Origin of the sequence: Streptomyces sp. NPDC059256 (assembly GCF_042753785.1) — a bacterium.
GTDB lineage: Bacteria > Actinomycetota > Actinomycetes > Streptomycetales > Streptomycetaceae > Streptomyces.
The window spans coordinates 1-24916 of sequence record NZ_JBHYZO010000035.1; the positions used below are offsets into that span (position 1 = coordinate 1).

Here is a 24916-nt window from a genome sequence, read left to right on the forward strand (position 1 = left end):
CCCGGGCCGGCCCCCCCCGCCCCCGGGGGGGGGGGGCTCGCGTTCCCCCCCCCCCGGGGGGCGGGGGGGGCCCCCCCGCAGCCGCCGGGGCGGGGGGCCCACCTCCCCATCGCGGCCTACCGGGTCACGGGTCCCGGCGCACGCTCATCGGCGGCGTGACGGAGGCCATCACGCGGCGGGCTTGCCGGGCTGGTCGTGGGTGGCGCAGTGGATGCCACCGCCGCCCGACGCGATCGTGTCGATCTCGATCGGCACGACGTCCCGCTTGGGGAAGTGCTCCCGGAGGATGCCGCGGGCGCGGTCATCCGCCTTGCGGTCGCCGAACCTGGGCATGAAGACGGCGTCGTTGGCGATGTAGAAGTTGGCGTACGTCGAGACGAAGTCGTCGCCCTCGCCGGTGATCCTGTTCAGATCCGGCTGGGGCAGGTCGATGACCTCGAAGCGCCGGCCGCGGGCGTCCGTCGCCCGTGACAGGACGGACTTCGCCTGGTCGGCTGAGCGCGACCAGGAGTCCGGCGGGGTGCTCGGGTGCGCTCGGTCCAGCAGGACCACACCGGGTGCCGTGAAGCGCACGAGGCTGTCCACATGGGCGTCCGTGATGTCCTGTCCGCGCACACCCGCGAGCCAGATCACCTTCTCGACACCCAGCGTCTGCTTGAGCTCCGCTTCGATCGTGTCCCGGCTCTTGCCCCGGTTGCGGTTGTCGTTGACGATCGAACTCTCGGTGATCAGCAGTGTCCCCTCGCCGTCGGGCTCGAAGGAACCGCCCTCCGAGACGAGCGGTGCCTGCACCCGTGGGATCCGGTACTTCTTGAGCAGCGTACGGGCGACCAATGCGTCGTTCGCGTGCTCCTGCTTCTCGCCCCAGCCGTTGAAGTTGAAGTCCACCCCGATGACCTTGCCGCCCTCCTCGACGAAGACGGGGACGGTGTCGCGGGCCCAGAGGTCGTCCACCGCGAGCGGAATGACCTCGACCTGGGAGCCGCAGGCCCGCTGGGCCGCGCTCACCTGGGCGGGCCGGGCCATCATGACGACCGCCTCGTACTCGCCGATGGCCCGGGCGATCCTCGCGATGTCCTTCTGTACGTAGGGCAGGTCCTCCTCCCACACCGAGGACAGCGCCGGCCAGGACATGAAGGTGCGGGTGTGGCTCTCCCACTCGGCGCCGAGCCGTCGTGCCGGGTCCGTCGCAGCCTGCTGCGGTGAGTCGACGGGGCCGCTGGACCGGACCGCTTCCCCGGAGGGGCCGCAGGCGGCTGCGCCGAAGACGACGGCGCCCAGCCCGGCGAGGGCACCCAGGGCACTCCGCCGGGTGGGGGAGGGCTTCAACATGAGACTCCGATCGTGGGACTGGGGCGGAACGAGTAGATCCGGCCCGGAGGGTGGCGCGAGCCCCTGGGACAAGGGTGCGTACTCAAAGCCGCGAAAGGCAGCAATTCTGGATGAAAAGCTCTACGGTCGCGTGTTGCCACTGTGACACTGACTGAAAATTCAGTCAAACAGTCAGACGCGAAAAGGAAGCCGATGGACCGATGGTGCCGGCCTTCCGCACCGGGTCGATGGGGTGTCCCCAAGCGCGTTGAGTGCCGAGCGGCGGTTTCTGCCCGTGCGGTCCGTGCAGGTCATGCGCCCGCACACCCGGTGACGGGCCGCATACGCCTGCTCGGTGGCGCCCGGGTAAGGTGCGGACCATGGCGTCTCGCAGCACTCAGATCCTCGAAGCCGCCGCCCGGGTGATCGCTCGGCGCGGAGTCCGAGGGCTGCGCGTGGAGGAGCTCGCGGCCGAAGCCGGTGTCTCCACCGCCCTGATCTACTACCACTTCAAGGACCGTACGGGCGTTCTGCGCCAGACCCTCGAATTCATCAGCGACCGCGCCGAGCGCTACACGAACGACCGTGATCCGGACGACCCGCCGCTGACTCCGCGGGAGGAGCTGGCGGACTCCCTCCTGCTGGAGCTCCAGGACACCGCGGAGGTTCGGGAGAACAGCTCTGCCTGGGGCGAGCTGAGGGCCAGCGCCGTTTTTGACGAGGTGCTGCGCGAGGACCTCGCCAAAGCCACCCGCGTATGGGTGCAGGAGGTCGCCGTCCTGTTGGGCCGGGCCCGACCGGAGGCAACTGCCTCGTCGCTCTCCGCCGCCGCCGAACGACTCACCGCCCTGTTGGAGGGGCTCAGCATGCGATGGCTCAGCGGCGGCATCACGATCGCCCGTGCGCGCGAGCTGATGCGCGGCGCCATCGATGCCGAACTCACGGGGCTCCGGCAGAGCTGAGCTGACAGCCGAACACCCCCGGGCAGGGGCGGGATCGCAGCCGTCCGGGCTCGCGCGATGGCGCCCCAGCGCTTGACGCATCAGCGACAGACCGCAACGACAGGCTCCAGCGACAAACCCCAGCGACAAACCCCAGCGACGGACCTCGCGACCGGGCTCAACGACCGACACAACGGCAGGTACCGCCGAACGCCCCCGACCGCCCAGTGTCAGTTCCGCGGCCGGCCGCACAACTGGTCCAGGGCGAAGGCCCCCGCCTCCGCCTGCAAGGTCCGCTCCGCTTCCAACTGGCCCAGCAGACCGTTGAGCAGGGCGTCATCCTCCGGTGTCTGGAGGAACTCCAGCACCGCCCGTTGGAAGGCACCACGCAGCGTGGAGGGCATGGCGTCGGAGGCGTCGAAGCAGATCTCGTCCGCCCCCGCGAAGAGCTTCAACACCGCCGAGGTCCCCGCCGTCACCGGCTTAGGCCCCGTACCGCCGTCCGGGAACAACGGGCGCTCCGCCGGCTTGGCCGCCGTCGCCCAATCGTTGCGGGTCCTGCGGTCGATCAGCTGCGCCATCAACTCCCACGCCGCACCACTGGAGGTGAACACCGCCGCCATGTCGCCCGACACCTCGAAGACCCGCGGTCCGCCCCTCGGCAACCCCGGTACGACATCGGAGGTGGCGGCCGGGAGCACGTCGTTGCCGTAGTGGCGGCGGATGAAGGAACCCTGGTGTTCATGGGTGCAGTCACCGCGGTTCAACAGCCCGTACCCGCCATCACCCAGATCATCGAAGGGGGTGGACACCGCCGCTGCCCCCGTTCCGGGGCCGCCCGCCACGAGGAGCTTGCGCCACGCCTTCCATGCGTCCTTCACCCGTGGGTCGTTCCAGGCGATCTCCCCGACCGCCCAGCGCTCGTACACCTGGGGGCCGTGGAGTTGCAGGAGCAGATCCTCGATCCAGTCCGTACCGGGCCACCCCGAGGTGGCCCCCGATGCCATGCCCAGACACCATCGGGGCTTCTCGGCTGCTTTGCCCGGACGACTCCACACGATGCTCTTGAGGTCCACCCGCACCGGCACCCCGTAGGCGTGCTGCCTCTGCTCCCCGTTCTCGTCGAGAAGTGTGATCCTGGGCGCCCATGGGGCGATCGCGGCCCCCGCCAGCTTCTCCGGCAGTGGTTTGGCGTCACCTTCGCGGGCGTACTCGGCCAACTCGCCCTGACCGTTGAGGATCGCCACATCGGGCGGTGAGTCGGTGCGGAGTTGGGCGACCAGTGTCTCCCGCAGGGAGCGGGTGCCCTCGTACACGTACCGAGTCCCGGTGCGCTCACTGATCTTCGCCAGCGTCGCCTCGAACGGCTTCTCCTCGCCGTCGGTCCAGGGCCCGAGGACCACCAGGGTCCGTTGTTCCTCGGTCGAGCAACTGGCGGAGGCGAGCGTGGAGACGGCCAGCAGGGCGCACACCAGAGCGGAACGCAACAGTGGACGGGACCTCTTCACAACGTCCTCCAGTGGATCGCCAAGTGCCTGCGGCCGTAGTGGAAGAGCGTGAACCCGCAGGCGAGTGAGCCCGCGGCGCCCAGGGCGAGGCCCACGGAGACGATCAGCGTCCATTCCTGTGGATGGGCGCTTCCCAGGTCGGCCGTGAGGCGCTCGGCCTCGCCCTCGATCCTGGCATCGGTTCCGATCTCATTCTTGATCTCGTTCTTGATCCCGGTGTTCGCCCCGTGCGGAACCGCGATCCGTCCGAGCCGCTCGGCCATGTCGCGCACATGGTGCTGCGCACGGTGTTGTCCGGCGATGCCGAACGCCACCATCACCAGCGCCAGTACGACCGGGACCGTGTGGACCGTCAGCAGGGGGCTCCGCACCCGCAACTGCCCGCGGATGAAGTCGAGCGTGCCCACGACGAGGAACAGGAAGAGCAACGAGACCAGCACGGCGGCCGATGCGGTGGTCGCGGACAGCGGGCTCCACCCCGACAGGTCGGCGGTGTCGGTGCGAAGCTCCTGCTCCAGGGTCCGAATGCGATCCAGTACGGCGGTGGACGCGGGCCGGCCCCTGCCGTCGCCCAGGAGTCCCGATGCGTACTCCAGGCCGGCACGGCGCAGTCCGTCGTTGTCGTGGTGGCTGTTCGCCCAGTTGATCCAGTCGTCATAGGCGACGACCAGCCCCGAGACCACTCGTATCTCCTGCTCCTGGGCCCTGCTCAGAGCCCGCGTCTGGGCCGCGTTGTTCAGGCTCTGGGACGCCTCGGTCAGCAACGAGGGATAGCGCTCGCCGAGCCCGACGAGATCGGTCTGCGGGAGCGGGGCACCATCACGCGAGCCCAGACGGCGCCCGGCCTCGTACTGCGCGAGCGTCAGCGAGACTCGGGCGTGGGTCAACTCGACCAGGGCGGGGGAGTGGCGGTCGCGCAACTGTTCGGTACGGCCGTGGAGATGGAAGTACGCGGTCGCCGCGAGGGTCAGGACCGTGAGGGACACGGTGGGTAACAGCAGCATCCTGCCCAGCAGGAACTGGGCGGTCGGCTTGCGGCCGTCCCCGGGCGTACGGCCTGCTGCCCAACGCCACAGCAAGCGCCCCGCCGCATGCCAGGGGGCCGGCCGCACCAGGCGGCGCAGCAGGCGTCCGGGGATCTGTCGGACGGGGCGGGGTGTGTCCGGGGCGCGGGATTGGCGGTCGGTCATGGCTGCCCACCCTGTCGGTTCTGTCGGGACTTCCGGGACGGCAACCAGCTGCGGAGCAGCTCGTGCCGTGGTTCGCCGCGGCGGTGGCTCAAACCGAAGGGGCGGGTGCGGTAGGCGTTGTCCACCAGGGCTTCGGCGAGCTCCCGGTTCTCGGGCCGCGGAGCGAGCGGCACCTCCTCGGACAGCCCGAGGTAGCAGGTCGCCAACTCCTCCCTCAGCTCGCGTTCCGACAGGGGTGCGGGGATGGTCTCCGGCAGTCGCGCGAGCTGCCGATGGAGTGCGGCGAGCGGTGTTTCGTACTCCGGAGCCTGCCCCGCCCCGTCGCCCGGAGGCGGCGCAGGCTCGGGCGGGGCGCCGACGACCAGTTGGAGCAGGAGTTCCTGTAGGTCGGCGCGCAGCCGTGCCTGGGCGTGCCGGTCGGTGAGCCCCTCTTTGAGGGTGAGCCGGTGCAGCGCCACCCAGGCCCTTCGGACGGCGGCCACGGTGGGCGGGGAGCCGTCGGCGGGTGGGTCGGCGAGGATGCGCACCATGGCGGTACGGGCGGCGGTGCGGTGGCGTGAATCGGCGGGTACCGCGCCGAGGCAGTTGAGGGCGAGTTGCGGTCTTCCATCGGCGAGGTGGATGCGCGCGAGACCGAAGGCGGCGCCGCCGAGCGCTCGATTCCGGTGCCACACCGCCCCGTAGAACGCAATGGCTTCCTTGGGACGACCGAGGAACTCGTGGCAGTAGCCGAGCGCGAGCTTGGGCGCGTACTCGCCGGGGATCGCGGCGTAGACCCGATCGAAGCACTCCAGCGCCGACTCCACCTCGGCACGGGAGAGATGGAGCAGCCCGCGGTGCCAGGGCAGCCGCCAGTCGTACGCGCCGAGCGCTCCGATGGCGGCCTTGGCCCTGGTCAGTTCCCACTGGGCGGCCTCGCGTTCGGCGAGGGCCTCGCCGGGATGGTCGCGGGCGATCTCCAGATGGAGGCGACAGCGCAGCAGTGCCCGTTCCGGTGACTCGTCCCAGGCGCTGCTGAGTTGGAGCAGTCCCGCCGGATCGTCGTAGGAGGTGCGTTGGAGTTCGGTCCAGTTCTCGTCGGCGCCGTCCGGTTTGGGCAGCGGGAGCCCCAGGGCCACGTCCGCAGGGCGGGGCGGCCGGGCGGTCAGGCGCCGTTTGGTGTTGCCGCCGTGCCGCCACTGGTCGAGCGGTGGCGCCTTGCCGAGTTCGCCGTCGAGCGCCGCAGGTGCTGCGGCGAACAGCGGCGACGGCTCGAAGGTCTCCTCGCCGAGCCGTAGGGAGCGCAACTCCCTGAGAACTCCGCGCAGTTGTACGGACATCTCCTCCGCGGAGGCGAAACGCTCCTCGGGCAGCGGTGCAGTGGCCCGGGTCAGCACCCTCCGCAGCGAGGTCGTGCCCAGACCGGACGGATCTTCGGGCGCCTGGTCGAGAAGCGTTTGGAGGACCGCGCCGACGGCATAGAGATCGGCCGGAACGGTCATGCGGGTCGATGTGTGCAGTTCGGGAGCCGGATAGGTGACGGGGCCCGGTGCGCCGATGGCACGCACTCCGGCGACGTCGATCAGTTTGATGCCGTCCCCGCAGTGGATCACATTGCTGAGGGAGAGGTCCCCGTAGACGAACTTCCGCTCGACGTGCAGATAGGTGAGCGCATCCAGGATGCGCAGCCCGTAGGCCGCGATGAACTCATGCACCCGGTAGTCGTGGAAGGGCTCGATCCGCTGCGCGATCTGATCGGCGACCCAGTGCAGCGGCGCACCGTCGGCGAACTCCATCACGATGAACTTGGCGGTGCTCGCCGGATGGCTGGGGTGTTTGGCGTAGTTGAAGACCTTGATGATGGAGGGGTGGTTGAGGCTGACGAGCCGAAGCCGTTCCATCAGCGCGGTCTTCATGGCACTCGGATCATCCGGATCGCGTACCCCCTTCAGGGCGACGGCCCGTTCCTCCAGCATCTGATCGCGGGCGAGGTAGACCTGGCCGTAGCTCCCCTGCCCCAGTCGGCCGACGACCCGGTACTGCTGGTGGAGTTCCTGCCCCCGCAGGAGTACGGCGCCACCGGCGCTCGCGGACTCGATGTCGGGGTCGGGCTCGACGAACTCATCGGGATCTCCCACGGTGATGTGCGGGAGATCGGTGAGGCCGTCACCCGGCGGGAGCACCAGATATCCGCGCGATTCACGGGGCAGGTCCAGGGCCTGCACGGCGTCTTCCACCGCGGTGCGCAGCCGGAACAGGTCATGGCAGAGTGCGGCGCTGTTGTGCAGGGCTCCGCCGCGCCGTAACTGCGTCAACTGCGCGGCGAGTCGCAGCGACGCCGGTTCGCCGTCCGGGCGGGGACGCCGCCCGGTCCTGGCCTCCTCCAGCCTGCGGTCCCTGTGTTCCAGTTCGGCGAGCAGTCCCAGCCGCGCGGCGACGGCAGCCGCCCGGCGCTCCGCCCAACGGGGGTCGAGGAGTTCATCGGCGACTCGCTCCAGCAGGGGGGAGCGGGCGTCGCGAAAGATCAGCAACAGTCGGCTGTGTCCGGGTTTGAGCAGTGCGTGGAGCAGCGGCAGTACCGCTTCCCCGGTCGGTTCCGCCCGGTCGACGGAGAGGAAGGCAGCCGAGAGCGGGGGGCCGTTGGCGGCGATGCGTTCCAGTAGCTGGGCCGGATCTGCGGTCTGTGCGGTCTGTCCGGTCGGGGTGTCGAGCCCGGCCCGAGCGGCCGTGCGGGCGATGAGCTTGCCTGCCGTCCAGCCCGTCGCGTCCAGCGCGAGGTCGATGGAGCCGGCCAGCGGCTCCCTTGCTCCCGTACCGGGCAAGGCGCGGGGGTTGCGTTCGCGGTCGGCCAGGATGAGTGTGGAGTGGATGACGGAGAGGGCGTCGAGATCGTCGTCGGCGGCGAAGGCCAACTCCACGGGTTCCAGGACGCCGGGTGGGTTCCGGGTCGATTCGCCGGAGGCCGTCGGACCGATGCCGGGACCGACGGGGGTCCGTTGTGACGGCGCTGAGCCCCTCCCGGTACCACTGCCGGCACCGGCCGCGGAACTGCCTTCGCCGAGCCATTGGGTCATGGTGTGCCGCAGGCCGAGCGCGCGCTCAGGGGCCCGCGGGGTGAGAGCGAGCGGGATGGTGTGGGAGACGGCGCGCGGCCCCGACACCAGCAGATCGAGTTCGTCGGACGGCAGGTGCCGCAGGATCGTCTCGGTCGGGATCATATAGGCGTGGCTCAGGGCGACGGGGACCTGTTCGGTGCCGTGCTGGTGCACCAGGATGCCGATGACCCCACCGGTGCGGCTGTGCACCACGCCGCTGCCGCTGAAGCCGTGCCGGACGACGTAGGGCGCTGATTCCGGGTCGAGTTGTACCCATTCGGGATAGAGTCCGGGGCCGCCGCGACCCATGAGCCGGGCGTTGATGTCCTCCCCGCCCGGGAGGTCCTGCGGATAGCCGACCGTGTGGACCAGTTCGTTGCGCGCAGGTATCTGACGGTGGAGGACCGCCGGCCGTACCGTCGGCTCCTCGACCAGTCGCAGCAGGGCGAGGTCCGCACTGTGGCGCGAGGTGGGCGGTCGAAGGTGCTCGGTCAACACCTCGGCGCGCAGCGGGTGGGGCACCGCCGGGCCTGCGGCGGGAAACTCGGCGTACACGTGTTCCAGCGGTTGGCGCGGCTGGGTGTCGTTCGAGCCGTGCCGCAGGGCACGGCGTGGCTGGAGTACGACATGGGCGCAGGTCAGCACCAGACCGCCGGGCAGAAGCACTCCCGCTCCCAGGGGCGCTGCCCCACGGGTCTCCCCCTGGGACAGTCGAACCCGCCAACAGCCGTCGCGTACCGCAGTATCGGAAGTTCCCTCGGGCTCCCTCATACTCCGCAACAATAACCACGATGGGTGGCGATCCGCCCCCGTAGTGTCACGAGAGGGCCGCGATGAGCGCAAGTGGTGTACGGGGCGGGCACGAAGGCGACGAGACCGCTGGACTGGCCGATGTGATCGGCCGCATCCGGGAGGAGTTGGAAGCGGCGCAGCGCAATGCCGAGCACAGCAGGCTTCGCTTCTTGGTGGAGCGCGTGGACGTCGAGTTCGCGGTACAGATCCGGCAGGAGGGCAACGGCAGGGGTGGTCTGCGCATCGGTGTGCTGACCGCCGAGGCGGGGGCCTCGGTGTCGCGTGAGAGGACCCACCGGATCGCCATAGAACTGAAGCCGCACGACCGGGACGACCGTCCTGAAGGTCCGGGCATCAGCGTGGGCGGTCCGCGCTGAGCACCCTTCGGATCAGGTCGGGTGCTGCCGGGGGCAGGCGAGCCCCGGCGAGATCCGAAGGGGAGGGCATCGGTCGAGGGCGTCGGCGCCGGGGCGTGCTGCACCGCGAGGGCGTCAGGAATCCCGCCCGTCAGGACGGCGGCTCAGCACCCCCGGCCACCAGGATGCGGGGCCGATGTCCCGCACCAGCGCCGGGACGAGGAGCGAGCGCACCACGAGGGTGTCGAGCAACACTCCGAAGGCCACGATGAAGGCGATCTGGACGAGGAAGGCGAGCGGGATCACCCCGAGCGCGGCGAATGTCGCCGCGAGGACCACGCCCGCGGAGGTGATCACTCCGCCGGTGGCGACGAGTCCCTTGAGGACCCCTTCGCGCACCCCGTGCCGCAGGGACTCCTCCCGTACCCGGGACATCAGGAAGATGTTGTAGTCCACCCCGAGCGCCACCAGGAACACAAAGCCGTAGAGCGGGACGGACGAGTCGGTTCCGGCGAAGCCCCACACATGCTCGAAGACCAGCGCCGAGACTCCGAGGGTGGCGAGGAAGTTCAGTGCCACCGTCGCGACCAACAGCACCGGCATCACCAACGAGCGCAGCAGTCCCATGAGGATGATGAGGATGATGACCAGGACGACGGGGACGATCACCATGCGATCCCGTTCCGCGGTGACCTGGGTGTCGTACTGCTGCGCCGTGTAGCCGCCCACGATCGCCGCCGCGTCGGGCACGGCGTGCAACGAGGTGCGCAACCTGGCCACCGTGTCCTTCGCCGCATCGCTGTCCGCCGCGTCCTGGAGCGTGACGTCGATGCGCACCCGACCGTCGACGACGAGCGGCGGGCCGCCACCCGGACGCCCCGACTCCGTCACCGCCGCCACGGAGGCCACCCCCTGGGTACGACGGGCCGCCTCCGTCACCTGCGCCGCACGATCCGCGTCGGCGATGACGATGGCCGGATTGCCCGATCCCCCCGGGAAGTGCCGGGCGAGCGTGCTCTGCGCTGAGACGGACGGTGCGTCCTTGACGAAGATCTCGTCCAGCGGGACGCCCTTCGATGTGAGGGTGGGTGCGAAGGCGGCACAGGCCAGCAGACCCACCAGAGCCAGGGACCACACCCGGCGAGGTGCCCGGTCGACCAGATGGGCCACCCGCGTCCACACCCCGGAGGCGTTCGACGGCGACTGGTCCGAGGGAGGTTTGGCCGGCCAGTACGCGGCCCGACCGAGCAGCACCAGGACCGCCGGGAGGAAGGTCAGGGCGCTCAGCACCGAACAGACGATGCCGATGGCGCCCACCGGCCCGAGCGCGCGATTGTTCGTCAGATCGCTCAGCAGCAGCGCCAGCAGCCCCAGTGCGACCGTGGCCGCACTGGCGACGATCGCCCCCGTGGACCGTCGCAGCGCGGCCCGGACCGCGAGGAACCGGTCGGTGGTGTGGGCGAGTTCCTCGCGGTAGCGCGCGGTGAGCAGCAGGGCGTAGTCGGTTGCGGCCCCGATCACCAGGATCGACAGGATGCCCTGGACCTGGCCGTCCACCCGCACCACGCCGCGGTCGGCGAGGAAGTACACCACGGCGCACGCCAGGCCCAGCGCGAACACCGATCCCAAGATGATGACCAGCGGCAACAGCACACTGCGGTACACCAGCAACAGGATCACCAGCACGGCCGCGAGGGCGACTCCCAGCAGCAGACCGTCGATCCCGGCGAAGGCATCGGACAGGTCCGCCTGTGCTGCGGCAGGTCCCGCCAGCTGCACCGTAGTGCCGGGCACGCCATCGGCGGCCTCGCGTACGCGGTCGAGCGTGCCCTCCAGTTCGTCCCCCAGATCGGGGCTGAGCTGCACGATTCCCTGAAGGGCCCGCCCGTCCTGTGCGGCGAGCGCCGGAGATGGCCGCCCCTCCACCCCCTGATCGCCTGCGATGGAGGCCAGCGCTACGGTGGCAGCAGTGCGCTGGGAGCCGTCCAGCCGGCCGCCGTCGTCAGCCGTCCACACGACGATGACGGGAACCGTCTCCGTCTGCTGGAACGCGCGCTGCACCGTGATGACCCGGGTCGACTCCGCGCTCCGGGGCAGGAAGGCGGCCTGGTCGTTGGTGGCGACCTCACCCAGCTTCCCCGCATAGGGGCCGAGCCCCCCTCCGATCGCGAGCCAGGCGATGAGCAGGGCGACGGGGATCAGCCAGCGGGCCCTTCGGGGTGGGGTGGACATGCGCGCTCCGAGTGGTCACGTTCACTTGCCTCAACGAAACCGCCCCGGCCATTGAGATGCAGAGAACCGAATCCGACCCGGCCGGGGGTTCCCGGCCGGCCCTGCAACACCGCATGGCGTCGAACCATCCGATGATCAGGATTCCCGTGGTGCCGTTGTTCTGGATGCACCCTGCGCCACAGTAGTTCGAGCGGTTTTGCTGGTCGGGGCCGGGTGAGCCATCAGATCGACGCCGCCAGGTCCCGGAGCACGGTCCGTGCCGCTCTAGTGCCCGAGGCCAGTGCGCCCTGCACCGAGCCGGTGGTCCGGTGGTCGCCGCAGACATAGCGCCCCCCACCCACCGCGGCCGTACGGCTGAGCGGCTGCGGCGGTGGCATGGCGGGCAGCGCATCGCCCACCGTCCGCACGGTCAGCAGCTCCCAGCCGTCGGTTCCGGTGTCGTACGCCTCGGCCAATGCCGCCCGCAGCAGCGCTTCACGCCCGGGCTGGTCATCGCCGAGCACGGAGGTCGCGATCAGACGACGACCTGCGGGTGCATACCCCGGCTGGACCTCACTGAGCACACAGGTGTTGAGGAACCGGCGCGCGGAGTCCGTCAACAGGATCGGCTCGGGCAGCGGGGAGGGGCCGTCCGTGGCGTGGTAGTAGGTCGTGACCGTGCGCGATGCGGGCACCGAGAGCCCGGGCAGCAGCGAGGCGGCGGGCGCGGGACCGGTCGCCACCACAACGGCCCGCGCCGCGATCTCACCGCCCGACGTGAGCAGCACACCGTCGTCGGTGAGGCGGTCGACTGGACATTCCAGTGACAGCGCGCCCCCGGGCAGCCCCGCGGCGAGCTGAGCGGGCACCGCACCGATCCCCGACGCGGGAAGGCAGAGCGTGCCACGCCCCAGGCTGCGCCACACCAGATGGAAGAACCGGCTGGAGGTCTCCAACTCGTCCTCCAGGAACACGCCTGATAGGAAGGGCCGGAAGAACTGCTCGATGAACTCTTCGGAGAACCCAGCGGCCGAGAGCGCCGTCCAGGTGGTGCGGTCCTCGGCACGCTTGAGCGGACCGACCGGCCCGATGACGTCGCGCGCCGAGAGCAGGCCCAGCGCCAGCAGATCGCGTGCGGAGGCGAGGCGACCGGGGAGGAGTTCCGCGAGCCGACGGGGAGAGCGGGTGGGGTCGGTGAACCGGAGGTTGCCCCGCTCGGTGTGCACCACCACTCCTGCGGTGAAGGGGCGCAGCTTCAGATCCGGCAGCGACAGCCGTCGTCTCACCTGGGGGTAGGAGGTGTTGAAGACCTGGAAGCCGCGATCGATGGTGAAGCCCTCGTGACGGTCGGAACGCATTCGGCCGCCCACCCCGTCCGACGCCTCCACCACCCGGACCCGCAGTCCACCACGGAGCAGGTCGAGGGCGCACGCGAGCCCGGCGAGACCCGCTCCGATCACCACCACGTCCGGGGACGCCTCGCTCGTCGCAGGCATGGCACCCGCCCTTCCTTCGAGCCGCACCACGGTCGTGATCCCGGTCGGCGCTCGTCGTGGATCCGTTCCATCCGTTCCATCCGCTTCTTCCCGCGGGCGGGGCTCCATGGATGCACGAGGACGAGGTTCGTCCGAAGGCGGTGGGCGCGGGTGGCAGGTGGCTCAGGGACGGGGTGCAGCGGGCCCGTGGGGAAACGCCGGTCGCTCGATTCGATCGAGGACGCCTCACCGCTGCTCAGGGGCCGGGGTACGGCGGCGGCCCACGACCGGGGCCAACCCCGGGTTTGACGTAGCCCCTGAGCGGATCGGGCCCGGTCGGCGTCGCACCGGGCTCCCGAAAACCGCGGAGGGCTGCCCGCTCTGCGGACAGCCCTCTCCATGTGCCTGCGACCAGCTCACCTCATGGCAGACACCCTCAGCGGTGCCACCGGGCGAACCGATCCGGCGTCCGTCCCCGTGCGCCCTGCGGTGTACGACGACGAGCCGATCGCCCCGGTGCCTGCGCCGGCCGAACGGCGACGCGGGCGAGCGGAAGGTTCGCGGTCAGGCGGCGTCGGGCACGACCTCGGCGGACTCGATGACGATCTGCTCAAGAGGCACGTCCTGGGCGTTCGTCGGTGTCTGCGCGATCTTGTCGACGATGTCCTCGCCCTCCACCACCTGGCCGAACACGGCGTAGCCCCAGCCGTCCTGCCCCGGGTAGTCCAGGAAGTCGTTGTCCTTCACATTGATGAAGAACTGCGCGCTCGCGGAGTGAGGAGCAGAGGTCCGGGCCATGGCCACGCTGTACTTGGCGTTCTTGAGACCGTTCTTCGCCTCGTTCTCCACCGTCTTGGGAGCCGGCTTCTGCCGCATCTTGGTGTCCAGGCCGCCGCCCTGAATCATGAAGGTGCTGATCACCCGGTGGAAGACGGTGCCGGTGTAGTGACCGCTGTCGAGGTAGCTCAAGAAGTTGGCGACCGACTTGGGCGCCTTCTCATCGTCAAGCTTGAGCACGATGTTGCCCTTGGATGTGGTCAGACGAACTGTGGTCATCAAATCCCCACTCGAAATGCCGTAGTCAACTGCTGGGTAGACCCAACACGATTTCGTCCGAGTGGTGGATGACTGTCAGTCGGGCCACGCATCCGGACTGTGGCTAGCCGCCAGCACAGGCAGTCTCTCATAGGACCTGTGTCGTCACCCGGCTACCACACCCCCCGACATCACACCACGTCACAGCGGTGGTCGACCGGTCCCAGCCACAGCCCCCGACCGTCGGGCGCCAGATGACCACCGTGGCCGTGATGAGTGGCACAGCGCGTTGCCGCCGTCAGTTCTGGGACCGGGCGAGCAGGTCCAGGGCCAACTCCTTCAGCCAGGGCTCGGCCGTGGCCGCGTTCCCCGAGTCGAACGGGGGCTGCGGATCGTACTCCAGCGCCAGCTGGATCGCGCGGGCCGTGTTGTCCCCGGCCAGGAGTGCGGAGAGGTGGAGCGCCATGTCCAGCCCCGCTGACACCCCCGCCGCGGTGATGATCTTTCCGGAGCGCACATAGCGTTCCGGGAGATAGGTCACACCGTAGACGGACTCCAGATAGGGCGCGGACGCCCAGTACGTCGTCGCCTTCCGGCCCTCCAAGAGACCCGCGGCGGCGAGCACGAGGGAACCGGTGCACACGGACGTCGTCCACTGGGTGCGCCGGTGCATCCTGCGTATCCACTCCAGCAGACGTTGATTCGCGATCGCACTCGTCGTACCCCGGTTGCCCGCTCCCGGCACCAGCAGGACATCGAGGTCCTTGACATCGGCGATCGACCGCTCGGCCATCACTCTCAGATCTCCGGTGTCCGTGGTCACCGGCCCCCGCCGCTGCGCCACCATCGTGACGTCGGCGCCGGGCAGCCGGGACAGCACCTCCGCGGGGCCGGTCGCGTCCAGCACGCTGAAACCGTCGTACAGCAGGATCCCGATGCGAGGGCCCGGCCGCACGGGGCTGGCGGCGTGGGCCGCCGTGCTCCCGGCCAGGCCGGTGCTGGCGAGCACCACACCGGCCGCGGTGGTCCGCAGCAGCGTCCTGCGGGTCGTCGACGGGGTCTGCTGGGAAGGGGGATTCGTCATGGCGCGGAAGTCTGCCGGTGGGCGGGGCCCCGGGGGCGCGGCATGTCCGGCATCCTGCGAATCCTGTCCCCGGTGACCCCGTAGTGGTCGAGGAACGCTTGCCGCAGTGTCTCCGCCGACCCCAGGCCGCACCGGCGGGCGATGGCGGCGAGCGAGAGGTCGCACGACCGCACGAGGTGCGCCGCCGCTTCCGTACGCGCGGTCCGTACGGCGCGTGCCGGGGTGATTCCGAGGTGGGCCGCGAACAGCCGGGTCAGATGGCGGGTGCTGATGCCCGCCCGCAGCGACAGGGCACGCGGGGTGAGATCACCCGCCAGGTGCGCGGCGATGTGGCGGGTGAGGTCCTGCACCAATCGGTCGCCCGGGGGAGGAGCGGAGAGGAACATGCTGATCTGCGCCTGGTCGGCCGGTCGGTGTAGATAGGACACCAGCTGACGGGCGACCGCGCGGGCCAGGGTGGGACCGTGGTCGTCCTCGATCAGGGACAGGGTGAGGTCGAGGGCGCTGGTGACTCCCGCGGAGGTGTACACGTTTCCGTCGCGGATGTAGAGCGGACCGACGTCGACGGCCACCTGTGGGTGTTCGGCGGCGAGCTGTTTCCCGTACCCCCAATGGGTGGTCACCCGCCGGTGGTCCAGCAGTCCTGCCGCGGCGAGGATGTAGGTGCCGGTGCACACGGAGGCGATGCGGCGACTGCACTGGGCCAGCCGGTGGACCTGTGTGACCAGTCGACTGTTCGCCGCCGCGGCCGGGGTACCGGCACCGCCCACGACCAGGAGGGTGTCCAGACGTCCTGTCACCGACTCCAGTTCGCTTGCCGCGCCCAGCACGATGCCCGTCGAGGTGCGGGCCGGACGTCGGCCGAGCGTGGCCAGCTCGACGGCGTACTGCGGGGTTGCCCCCTGCCGATTGGCGATGTCCAGGGCACCGCTGGGGCACGCGACATCGAGGATCTGCGCGCCGTCGAAGGCCACGATCAGGATGCGCCGCTCGTCGTCCATGCCGCGATGTGATCACGGCGGACGGGGGTGGCTCAGGACATGGGCCGCGGATGGCCGGATCGATGCGGTGTTGGCTGCGAACGACTCCTCGCAGGCGGGGCGGAAAGAGGAGACCGTCCGATCGAGGAGCGTTGTGCGCGATGCATCGACGGCGCGCTGGTGATGCATCGATGGTGCGCGGTCGTCGTGAGATACCCGACCCTTGGCCGCGGTCCCATCAGGGGTAGCGCAGATCGATCACTGTTGTGACACCGCGCCGGCTGAAGCTGTCCAGGTCCGGGGCTGTGGAGCTCGTCCAGCGAGTCGGATCGGTGCGGGCCCCAGATGGCGGTCCCGCACGAGGCCCCGACGATCGCCGCCCAGATCAAGGAAGTTGTGCGGTTGCTCGCAGGTGGGTGTCGGCGCATGGAGGCGGCCCCGGCCGCCTTCGTCACCGACCGTCATGATCGCCGGGATATCGAGGAGCGGAGTGGATACGGCCGGTTGGAGATCGTTCCGAAGGACTGTGGAGGTCGGGAGGGGTGTCTGATGCCCTCATCTCACCATGTGTCACAACTTGACATTAGTTCGTCTTATGGAAGATAAAGATCAGGCTTTGGGTTGAACTTCACGCCAAGTGACATTTGGGCGTGAAGGTCGTCGAGTCGTCTACGCGAGAGTCATGCCGTGTCTCACCGTGCCCTTCCTGATCAGCTGTTCTCCGACCCCGTGGGGGAGTGGGAGGCGTGGCGTGCCGAGCGGCAGCGCTCGCTCACGTCCGCGACGGGGAACCTCGCCCTGGTGGAGACCCGTTGGCTGCCGCGGGGCGAGCGCCCCGACCCGGAGGCGGCCCGCCATGGCCAGGAGCCGGGCGTGACGGTCACCACGGTGGAGCGCACCGACCCCATCACGGGGGAGCCCGAACATGCCCTGCGCTTCTGGGACCCCCGTTCGCCGGCGATCGCGACCTTCGAGCGCACGGACGCCTTCCCCTATGACCCCTCCTGGGTGCTCGACGCCACCTACACCCCGGTTCCCGGAGCCCGCAAGGTCGCCTTCGAGCACATCAGGGACAACGGCGGCACCCGCGACCTCGTTGTGCCCGGTGACATCGCACTCACGGTGGACGGCCGTGAGTATCGACTCAGCGCCTTCGATGACAACGGTGTCCTACTGCTTGTCTTCGGTGATCCGACCAACGGTGACACCACCTACGGCGCCGGACGCTTCCTGTTCGTCACACCGACCGGCGAAGCCACCGTGCGCCTCGACTTCAACCGCGCCTTCGTGCCGCCCTGCGGATTCTCTGATCAGTACAACTGTCCGATGCCGCCGCTGCAGAATCGTTTCCACCTGCCGATTACGGCAGGCGAGAAGCGACCTGTCTTCAGCGGCGGCGTCCCCAAGCAGCACTGATCACCACTCCCCGTTCCGTATCGCCGCACGAAAGCACCCCTCACCGCCATGAGCATCAAGAAGTCAGCCCTGTACGCCACCGCCACCGCAGCCACGCTCGCCCTGACCGTCAGCGCCTGCGGCACCACCACCTCGGGCAGCGCATCAGGCGGCGGACACAACGCCGATGCGACCGTCAACATCGGCTCGCTGTACGAACCGCAGAACCTCGACAACACCGCAGGTGGTGGCCAGGGCGTCACCGAAGCCCTCAACGGCAATGTGTACGAAGGGCTGTTCAGACTCACCGACGGCGGCAAGGTCGAACCCCTCCTCGCCCAGTCCCACCAGGTCAGCCCCGACGGGCTCACCTACACCTTCACCCTGCGGGACAACGTCACCTTCCACAGCGGCAAGAAGCTCACCAGCCAGGACGTCAAGTACAGCCTGGAGAAGGTGATCGCGGAAGACTCCCAGTCCGCGCGCAAGAGCAACCTCGAAGTCATCAAGACCATAGCGACACCCGACCCGCGTACCGTCGCGGTCACACTCGCCCAGAAGTCCATCTCCTTCGTCTACAACCTGTCCTACGTCTGGATCATCAACGCCGAGGCGAAGGAACTCAAGACGAGCGAGGACGGCACCGGCCCCTACCAACTCGGCAAGTGGACCCGCGGCTCCGCACTGAGCCTGAACCGCTTCGCCGACTACTGGGGCGATGCGGCCACCAACAAGCAGGTCGTCTTCCGCTACTTCAAGGACGCCACCGCTCTCAACAACGCCCTGCTGACCAACGCCGTCGACGTCGTCACCAGCGAGCAGTCGCCCGACGCCCTCGACCAGTTCAAGAACAACCCGAGCTACAAGGTGAACGAGGGAAACTCGACCACCAAGCTCCTGTTGGCCTTCAACGACAAGGTCAAGCCCTTCACCGACACCAAGGTGCGCCAGGCCGTGTCCGCCGCCATCGACGACAAGAAGCTGCTGGAGTCCGTGTGGGGCGGCCACGGCAAGCTCATAGGCTCGATGGTCCCGCCCACCGACCCTTGGTACGAGGACCTCACCCACATCGACGCCTACGACACCGAGCGCGCCAAGGCCCTGCTCACCGAGGCGGGCTACCCCAAGGGCTTCAGCTTCACCCTGGACACACCGAACTACGACCCGCACCCCACGGCCGCCACCTTCATCAAGTCACAACTCGCCAAGGTCGGCATCACCGTCAAGATCAACACGATCACGCCGGACGAGTGGTACACGAAGGTCTACAAGAACCGCGGCTTCGAAGCCACCCTCCAGGAACACGTCAACGACCGCGACCTGGTCTGGTACGGAAACCCCGACTTCTACTGGGGCTACAACGACCCGCAGGTCACCCAGTGGGTCAAGGAGGCCGAACAGTCCTCCACCGCGGCCGAGCAGACGGAACTCCTGAAGAAGGTCAACCGCAAGACCGCCCAGGACGCAGCCAGCGACTGGCTGTACCTCTACCCGCAGATCGTGGTCGCCAACAGCAAGCTCTCCGGCTACCCCCTCAACGGCCTGAACTCGCAGTTCTACGCCTACGACATCAAGAAGGGCTGATGGCGCGCTACCTCCTGCGCCGCTTCGCCTTCCTGCTGGTGTCCCTGGCCCTGGCGAGCGTCGTCCTGTTCGTCCTGCTGCGCATGCTGCCCGGAGATCCCGCCAACGCGCTCACCTCGGTGGGCGCGTCCAAGGAACAGATCGCCGCCGCCCGGGAGTCGATCGGCTCGGACCGACCGCTGCCCGAACAGTTCGTCCACTGGATCGGACAGCTGCTCCGCGGCGACCTCGGCAACTCCTTCATCAGCTCGCTGCCCGTCCAACCCGAAGTCGTCGCACGGCTCAGGGTGACCGTCCCGCTGACCCTGGCCGCCTTCATCCTCGCCGTACTCATCGCCGTCCCGGCCGGCTTCCTCGCCGCCTACCGCCGTCGCACCTGGTACGGCGCGCTCCTGAGCGGAGTGTCGCAACTGGGCATCGCGATCCCCGTGTTCTGGCTCGGCATGATCCTGATCGCCGTCTTCGCACTCAACGCCCGTTGGCTACCCGCCGGAAGCTTTCCGCCCGACGGTTGGGCCCAGCCGGGCGAGGCGATCCGCTCACTGGTACTGCCCGTCGTCACCATCGCCCTCGTCATGAGCGCCTCCCTGATCCGCTACGTCCGATCGGCCACGCTCGATGTCCTGGACAGCGACTACCTGAGGACCGCACGCGCGCTCGGATCGTCCTTCGGCGCGGCCATGTGGCGACACGGGCTGCGCAACGCCTCGGTACCCGTGATCTCCATCCTCGGCATCGAACTCGCCTCCACCCTCCTCGGAGCGGTCGTCGTGGAGTCGGTGTTCGCCCTGCCCGGGCTCGGCTCGATGCTGGCCACCGGCATCAGCCAGCACGACTACCCGGTGATCCAGGGAGTCCTGTTCGTCTCCACACTCGCCGTCCTGCTCATCGGGTTCGCCGCCGACCTCGTCCAACGGATCATCGACCCACGGCTGCGCACCGGACTGTCGGGAGGCATCCGATGACGACACCCACCCCTCTCGCCGTCCCCGCAACGCCGGCAACCCCAGAGCCGAAGTCACCCGGCACCGAGGTACGGAAACGATCCCGGGGCAGGTCGTACACCCTGATCACCGGCTGCACCCTGGCCGGTCTGATCGTCCTCCTCGCCCTGGTCTCGTACGTCTGGCTCCCCTACGCCTCCGACGACACCTCCGGCGGACGACTCACCGCCCCCGGAGCCGACCACCTCCTCGGCACCGACAAACTCGGCCGCGATCTGTTCACGCAAGTGATGAACGGATCCCGCATCGCCGTTCAGGCCGGCCTCGGCTCGGTCCTGATCGCCGCCACCATCGGGATCACCCTCGGAGTCCTCGCGGCTTTCGCCCAGGGCTGGTTCGACGACACGCTCTCCGCCCTCCTCGACATCCTCATCGCCTTCCCGACCCTGCTCCTCGCGATGCTCATCGTCGCCGCCCGCTCGGCCACCCTCAGCTCCGCCGTACTGGCCATCGGACTCGCACAGAGCGCGGTCGTCGCCAGACTCGTCCGCATCCTCGTCAAACGGGTCCTCGCCCTGGACTACATCACCGCCGCCCGCACCTCGGGCACCTCCTGGATCCGGATCGTGGCCGGCCATGTGCTCCCCAACATCTGGCCCACACTCATCGTGAACCTGGCCCTCCAGTTCGGGCTCGCGGTGCTCGCCGAAGCCGGGCTCTCCTACCTCGGCCTCGGCGCCCCACCGCCCCACGCCTCCTGGGGCCGCATGCTGCAAGAAGCCCAAGCCACCTTCACCACCGCCCCCGCCGGCGCGCTCGCCCCCGGCATCCTCCTCGTACTCCTCGTCATCGGCGTCAACCTCATCGCCGACGGACTGAGGGACACACTCGACCCGGCCACCAAGGGAAGGCGCGCATGAGCCTCCTCGACATCCGCGACCTGGTGATCCGCACCGCGGACGGGCGAACGCTCGTCGACCATCTGTCGCTTCGCCTCGCACCGGGCGAACGCCTCGGACTCATCGGCGAATCGGGCTCGGGCAAGTCCCTCACCTCCCTGGCGACCCTCGGCCTGCTGCCGAACGGGATGACCGCCCACGGCAGCATCAACCTGGCGGGCAACCAGATCGTCGGAGCCAGCGAACGCCACCTGCGACGCGTACGCGGCAGGGACGCGGCCATCGTCTTCCAGGAACCACTAACCGCGCTCGACCCCCTGATGCGCGTGGGACGACAGATCGCAGGCCCTCTCGCACGCCGGCACGGCCTCAAGGGCGCCGCGCTCCAGCACGCCGTCACCGCGGCCCTGGAACAGGTCAGACTGCCCGACCCCGAGCGGATCCGCCGCGCATTTCCGCACGAGATCTCCGGCGGCCAGCGCCAACGAGTGGCGCTGGCCATGGCGCTGGCCTGCGACCCCGCACTCCTCATCGCCGACGAACCCACCACGGCCCTCGACGTGACCGTCCAGGCGGAACTGCTGACCCTGCTGGACACCCTGGTACGCGAGCGGGAAATGGCCGTCCTGTTCGTCAGCCACGACCTCGCGGTGGTCGCCGAGATCGCCGAACGTGTCCTCGTACTGAAGGACGGGCGCGCCGTGGAGGAAGGGACCGTGACCGAGATCGTCCACACACCGCGCGAGCCCTACACCAAGGCCCTGGTGAACAGTGCGCGACAACTGGAATCCGCACTCGACGCAAGGAGCGGGCGATGACCCCCGTACTGGAACTGGACGACGTCTCCTTCACCTACCGGGGACGCACCGCGCCCGTCGTCCAGTCCATCGCCCTCACCGTCGAACAGGGACAGAGCCTCGCCCTCGTCGGTGAATCGGGCGCGGGGAAGACCACCCTGCTGCGCCTGCTGCTCGGACTCACCAGCCCCACCACAGGAGCCGTACGGTTCGACGGTGACGGGCTCAGACTCCGCGACCGCGAGCTGATGCGACGATTCCGCCGCAGCGTGCAGTGCGTGTTCCAGGACCCCTACTCATCGCTCGACCCGCGTCGACGGGTGGGACACATCGTCTCCGAACCGCTGCGCTCGCTCGGCCTGGACACACGCAACACCGCCGTGCCCAAGGTGGCGGCTGCCCTGGAACGTGTCGGTCTGCCGGCCGATGCCGTCGACCGCTACCCCCATGAGTTCTCCGGTGGGCAGCGGCAACGGATCGCGATCGCCCGGGCGACCGTGTGCGACCCGCGGGTACTGCTCGCCGACGAACCGGTCAGCGCCCTCGATGTGACGACGAGGGTGAAGGTCGTCGATCTGCTCAACGAACTCAAGCGGGACCACGGGCTGACCATGGTGATGGTCTCCCACGACCTGTCGGTGGTCGCCTCGCTGTGCGAGCGCACCGCGGTACTGGAGGACGGCCGCATCGTCGAACAGGGTGCCACCGCGGACGTACTGGTCACCCCACGACACCCCTACACGGCCCGGCTGGTCGCGAGCGTGCCCCGACTTCCCGCGCCCAGCCGCTGATCCGTGGTGTATGGACAGAACAGGTCCCACCGCATCAGCGAGCGGGGATGGCCTGCTCCACCAGAGCCACCGTCGAACGCGGATCTGCGACCTCGACGACCAGCCGCGCGTAGCGCTCGTCGACCAGCTCGATCACCACGGCCTTTGCGGCATCGCGGACGTCCCAGAACACCCGGCCGTCCGGTCCGTGGAAGGTGCCGGAAGTGATCACACCGGGGAAGTGGGTGCCGGGCGCGCGCAGCCCCTTGGGCTCCTTGACGATCCCCGGGTCGGCGGTTGCGCCACGGACATGCGCGAGTGGGATGACGAGTCTGCTCTTGAGTGCCCAGAGCTTGCCGAGCCCTTCCATCTCCACGATCAGTCGGCCGTCTTCGATGCTGACACGGGCCATCGGTGCTCCTTGGAGTGAAGGGTTGGTCGGTTCAGGGGTGGGGAGCAAGGTGCTGCACCAGCGCAGCACTCAGTTCGTCCGCCGTTCGGGTGGCTTGCGGACCGGTCGACCTGATCCGGATGCGCGATCCGAGGAGCAGGGCGGTGAGCACGACCACCGGTGCCGGCGTGTCCGGGCCTCCCGGATGCCCTGCCGGCGCGAGGGCCGCGTCGAGCGCGGTGAAGGCGTCGCCCACCAGTCCGGCGACCTCGTCGTCCACCGGCGCCTGCTCGACCGCGGCCAGCAGCAGGAGATCAAGACCGGAACCGCTGACGACGGTGTCCAGCGTCTCGCGCAGCCCATCGGGCGTATCTGCGGCGTTGGACATCCGATCGATCAGCGGAGCCACATCGTGCTCCAGCGACCAGCGCAGCGCGGACAAATAGAGGCCCCGCTTGCTGCCGAAGGTCTTGTACAGACTGTTGCGGTGCAGCCCCAGGTGGGTGACCAGGTCATCGATGGAGATGCCGTCGTACGACCGCTGTGCGAACAGCTCGGCGGCCGATCGCACCACCTCGGCTTCGTCGAATCCTCTGGGGCGTCCCATGTGAACGACCATAGGGGATTGGGGAACGATCGGTCAAGAATGATCGTTCCTCAATCCCCGAGTGGGGCGCGTGAGCGGCCCTCAATCCATGAGGTCAGGGCCCTCCCCGGCCATGGCGGCTGCCATCCGCAGGTGGGGCGCCGCTTCATCCGAGCGACCCAGGCGCTCCAGGGTGCGCCCGAGCATCAGTCGGGCGTAGTGCTCCACCGGGTCCAGCTCCAAGATCGCCCGCAGTTCCGTCTCGGCCCGGGACAGCTGGGCGGAGTGGTAGTAGGAGCGCGCGAGCAACAGCCGCTGGGCGACCTGGCCCGGCGCCTCGTCGATCAAGCCGCGCACGATCCGTGCCGCCGTCTGGTACTCCTTGGCGTCGAAGAACATCTGCGCACGGTCCCACCGCTCGGCGGCGGTGCCGAACTCGTAGTAGGTCTCGCTCACTGGTTCTCCTCCTTGGAGTCTGGTGCCGTTGCTGCTGATGGCGTCAACGGAGCGAGGGTAGTTGAATATTCCACTACTGTTGGGGGTGTGGGGCCGATCGTCCCCACACGCACAGGAATAGGTTGAGCGCCATGAGCAATCTCGATCGTCAGGCCGCCCCCTCCGTCTGCGGCGGTCGCGGGTTCGTCGTCGCCGAGCCCGTACGCGAACTCCTCAGTCCCCGCCGCGTCCCCCTGGGTGAATCCACCGAAGTCCGCAGGCTGCTGCCCAACCTCGGCCGCCGCATGGTCGGCGCCTGGGCGTTCGTCGACCACTACGGACCCGACGACATCGCGGACGAACCCGGAATGCAGGTGCCGCCCCATCCGCACATGGGTCTCCAAACCGTCAGCTGGCTGCACGAGGGAGAGGTGCTGCACCGGGACAGCACGGGCAGCCTCGCCACCATCCGCCCCCGGGAGCTCGGCCTGATGACCTCGGGCCGGGCGATCAGCCACTCCGAGGAGAGCCCCCGCTCCCATGCGCGCTACCTCCACGGCGCACAACTGTGGGTGGCCCTCCCCGACACCCACCGGCACGTGGAACCCCACTTCCAGCACCACACGGACCTTCCGCAACTCACGGCACCCGGCCTCACGGCCACCGTCATCCTCGGCGACATCGACGGCGCCGCCTCACCCGGCACCACCTACACCCCGATCGTCGGCGCCGACCTCGCCCTGACCGAGGGTGCCCGCCTCAACCTGCCCTTGAACCCGGACTTCGAGTACGCGGTGCTCGCCATGTCGGGGCAGGTCCGGGTGGACGACGTACCGCTGACCTCCGGGTCCATGCTCTACCTGGGCTGCGGACGACGGGAGCTCCCCCTGCTGGCCGCATCGGACGCCGGCTTGATGCTGCTCGGCGGAGAGCCGTTCGAGGAAGAGCTGATCATGTGGTGGAACTTTGTCGGACGTACACAGTCGGAGATCGAGACCGCCCGCAAGGACTGGATGGAGGGCTCCCGCTTCGGTGAGGTGAAGGGTTACGACGGGGGTCCGCTACCCGCTCCGGAACTGCCCCCGCTGCCCTTGAAGGCCCGGGGAAGGGTGCGCTGACCTGCGGTGATGCTGCTCTTTTGATGCCGCTGGCTGATGT

General features: G+C 69.1%; 21 protein-coding genes. 9 read left to right on the forward strand and 12 right to left on the reverse strand.

What is annotated here, in order from left to right; all coding sequences use genetic code 11:
• Positions 1–168 precede the first annotated feature (168 nt).
• Entirely contained in the window at positions 169–1332 is a 1164-nt protein-coding gene (locus ACFXJL_RS33715) for an agmatine deiminase family protein (protein WP_358881143.1), read from the reverse strand.
• Between the two features lie 359 nt (positions 1333–1691).
• Between ACFXJL_RS33715 and ACFXJL_RS33720 the strand changes: the two genes are divergently transcribed.
• Positions 1692–2273 carry a TetR/AcrR family transcriptional regulator gene (locus ACFXJL_RS33720; RefSeq protein WP_358881142.1) on the forward strand — a complete coding sequence of 194 codons (582 nt, stop codon included), beginning with the start codon at positions 1692–1694 and terminating at the stop codon, positions 2271–2273.
• Between the two features lie 209 nt (positions 2274–2482).
• Here ACFXJL_RS33720 and ACFXJL_RS33725 read toward each other — a convergent pair whose 3' ends face one another.
• Genes ACFXJL_RS33725 through ACFXJL_RS33735 form a run of 3 tightly spaced genes read right to left on the reverse strand, consistent with a single transcriptional unit; the run spans position 2483 to position 8795 of the window.
• Positions 2483–3760: an extracellular solute-binding protein gene (locus ACFXJL_RS33725; protein WP_384699073.1), complete on the reverse strand. Its 1278-nt coding sequence runs from the start codon at positions 3758–3760 to the stop codon at positions 2483–2485.
• Positions 3757–4950, reverse strand: a complete 1194-nt coding sequence (locus tag ACFXJL_RS33730; protein ID WP_384699076.1) for a hypothetical protein — start codon at positions 4948–4950, stop codon at positions 3757–3759. The genes ACFXJL_RS33725 and ACFXJL_RS33730 overlap by 4 nt, the downstream gene beginning before the upstream one ends.
• The gene (locus ACFXJL_RS33735; RefSeq protein WP_384699079.1) at positions 4947–8795 is read right to left on the reverse strand and encodes a tetratricopeptide repeat protein; all 3849 of its coding nucleotides are present in this window, start codon (positions 8793–8795) and stop codon (positions 4947–4949) included. The genes ACFXJL_RS33730 and ACFXJL_RS33735 overlap by 4 nt, the downstream gene beginning before the upstream one ends.
• Positions 8796–8857: 62 nt before the next feature.
• Here ACFXJL_RS33735 and ACFXJL_RS33740 point away from each other — a divergent pair, with 62 nt between their 5' ends.
• Complete coding sequence (locus ACFXJL_RS33740; RefSeq protein ID WP_329025568.1) at positions 8858–9193, forward strand: trypco2 family protein; 336 nt, start codon at positions 8858–8860, stop codon at positions 9191–9193.
• 114 nt (positions 9194–9307) lie between these two features.
• Here ACFXJL_RS33740 and ACFXJL_RS33745 read toward each other — a convergent pair whose 3' ends face one another.
• From ACFXJL_RS33745 to ACFXJL_RS33765, 5 genes are all read right to left on the reverse strand, one after another.
• Positions 9308–11404 carry an MMPL family transporter gene (locus ACFXJL_RS33745; protein WP_384699083.1) on the reverse strand — a complete coding sequence of 699 codons (2097 nt, stop codon included), beginning with the start codon at positions 11402–11404 and terminating at the stop codon, positions 9308–9310.
• 221 nt (positions 11405–11625) lie between these two features.
• Complete coding sequence (locus tag ACFXJL_RS33750) at positions 11626–12879, reverse strand: NAD(P)/FAD-dependent oxidoreductase (protein ID WP_384699086.1); 1254 nt, start codon at positions 12877–12879, stop codon at positions 11626–11628.
• A gap of 543 nt (positions 12880–13422) precedes the next feature.
• Positions 13423–13914: a peptidylprolyl isomerase gene (locus ACFXJL_RS33755; RefSeq protein ID WP_358881136.1), complete on the reverse strand. Its 492-nt coding sequence runs from the start codon at positions 13912–13914 to the stop codon at positions 13423–13425.
• 277 nt (positions 13915–14191) lie between these two features.
• Positions 14192–14977 carry a DJ-1/PfpI family protein gene (locus tag ACFXJL_RS33760; protein WP_384644084.1) on the reverse strand — a complete coding sequence of 262 codons (786 nt, stop codon included), beginning with the start codon at positions 14975–14977 and terminating at the stop codon, positions 14192–14194.
• A complete protein-coding gene (locus ACFXJL_RS33765; RefSeq protein WP_358881134.1) occupies positions 14974–15978 on the reverse strand; it encodes a DJ-1/PfpI family protein in 1005 nt (334 codons plus the stop codon). Before ACFXJL_RS33765 ends, ACFXJL_RS33760 begins: the two co-directional genes overlap by 4 nt.
• A 666-nt stretch (positions 15979–16644) precedes the next feature.
• Between ACFXJL_RS33765 and ACFXJL_RS33770 the strand changes: the two genes are divergently transcribed.
• The 6 genes from ACFXJL_RS33770 to ACFXJL_RS33795 are packed head-to-tail and all read left to right on the forward strand — an operon-like array spanning position 16645 to position 22367.
• Complete coding sequence (locus tag ACFXJL_RS33770; RefSeq protein WP_384699091.1) at positions 16645–17373, forward strand: DUF1684 domain-containing protein; 729 nt, start codon at positions 16645–16647, stop codon at positions 17371–17373.
• Positions 17374–17421: 48 nt separating this feature from the next.
• Complete coding sequence (locus tag ACFXJL_RS33775; protein WP_384699094.1) at positions 17422–18936, forward strand: ABC transporter substrate-binding protein; 1515 nt, start codon at positions 17422–17424, stop codon at positions 18934–18936.
• Positions 18936–19901 (forward strand): ABC transporter permease, encoded by a 966-nt coding sequence (locus ACFXJL_RS33780; protein ID WP_384699097.1) that lies wholly within the window; start codon positions 18936–18938, stop codon positions 19899–19901. The genes ACFXJL_RS33775 and ACFXJL_RS33780 overlap by 1 nt, the downstream gene beginning before the upstream one ends.
• Positions 19898–20800, forward strand: coding sequence for an ABC transporter permease (locus tag ACFXJL_RS33785; protein WP_384699100.1), 903 nt, complete (start codon positions 19898–19900; stop codon positions 20798–20800). Before ACFXJL_RS33780 ends, ACFXJL_RS33785 begins: the two co-directional genes overlap by 4 nt.
• On the forward strand, positions 20797–21597 hold the full coding sequence (locus ACFXJL_RS33790; protein ID WP_384699103.1) for an ATP-binding cassette domain-containing protein: 801 nt from the start codon (positions 20797–20799) through the stop codon (positions 21595–21597). The genes ACFXJL_RS33785 and ACFXJL_RS33790 overlap by 4 nt, the downstream gene beginning before the upstream one ends.
• Positions 21594–22367, forward strand: coding sequence for an ABC transporter ATP-binding protein (locus ACFXJL_RS33795; RefSeq protein ID WP_358881129.1), 774 nt, complete (start codon positions 21594–21596; stop codon positions 22365–22367). The genes ACFXJL_RS33790 and ACFXJL_RS33795 overlap by 4 nt, the downstream gene beginning before the upstream one ends.
• A 34-nt stretch (positions 22368–22401) precedes the next feature.
• Here ACFXJL_RS33795 and ACFXJL_RS33800 read toward each other — a convergent pair whose 3' ends face one another.
• The 3 genes from ACFXJL_RS33800 to ACFXJL_RS33810 form a co-directional block, all read right to left on the reverse strand.
• Positions 22402–22758 carry a hypothetical protein gene (locus ACFXJL_RS33800; protein WP_384644094.1) on the reverse strand — a complete coding sequence of 119 codons (357 nt, stop codon included), beginning with the start codon at positions 22756–22758 and terminating at the stop codon, positions 22402–22404.
• A 31-nt stretch (positions 22759–22789) separates the two neighbouring features.
• Positions 22790–23344, reverse strand: coding sequence for a TetR/AcrR family transcriptional regulator (locus ACFXJL_RS33805; RefSeq protein ID WP_384699106.1), 555 nt, complete (start codon positions 23342–23344; stop codon positions 22790–22792).
• Positions 23345–23425: 81 nt separating this feature from the next.
• A complete protein-coding gene (locus ACFXJL_RS33810) occupies positions 23426–23779 on the reverse strand; it encodes a tetratricopeptide repeat protein (protein WP_384644098.1) in 354 nt (117 codons plus the stop codon).
• A 131-nt stretch (positions 23780–23910) separates the two neighbouring features.
• Between ACFXJL_RS33810 and ACFXJL_RS33815 the strand changes: the two genes are divergently transcribed.
• On the forward strand, positions 23911–24876 hold the full coding sequence (locus tag ACFXJL_RS33815; RefSeq protein ID WP_384699110.1) for a pirin family protein: 966 nt from the start codon (positions 23911–23913) through the stop codon (positions 24874–24876).
• Positions 24877–24916: the final 40 nt, after the last annotated feature.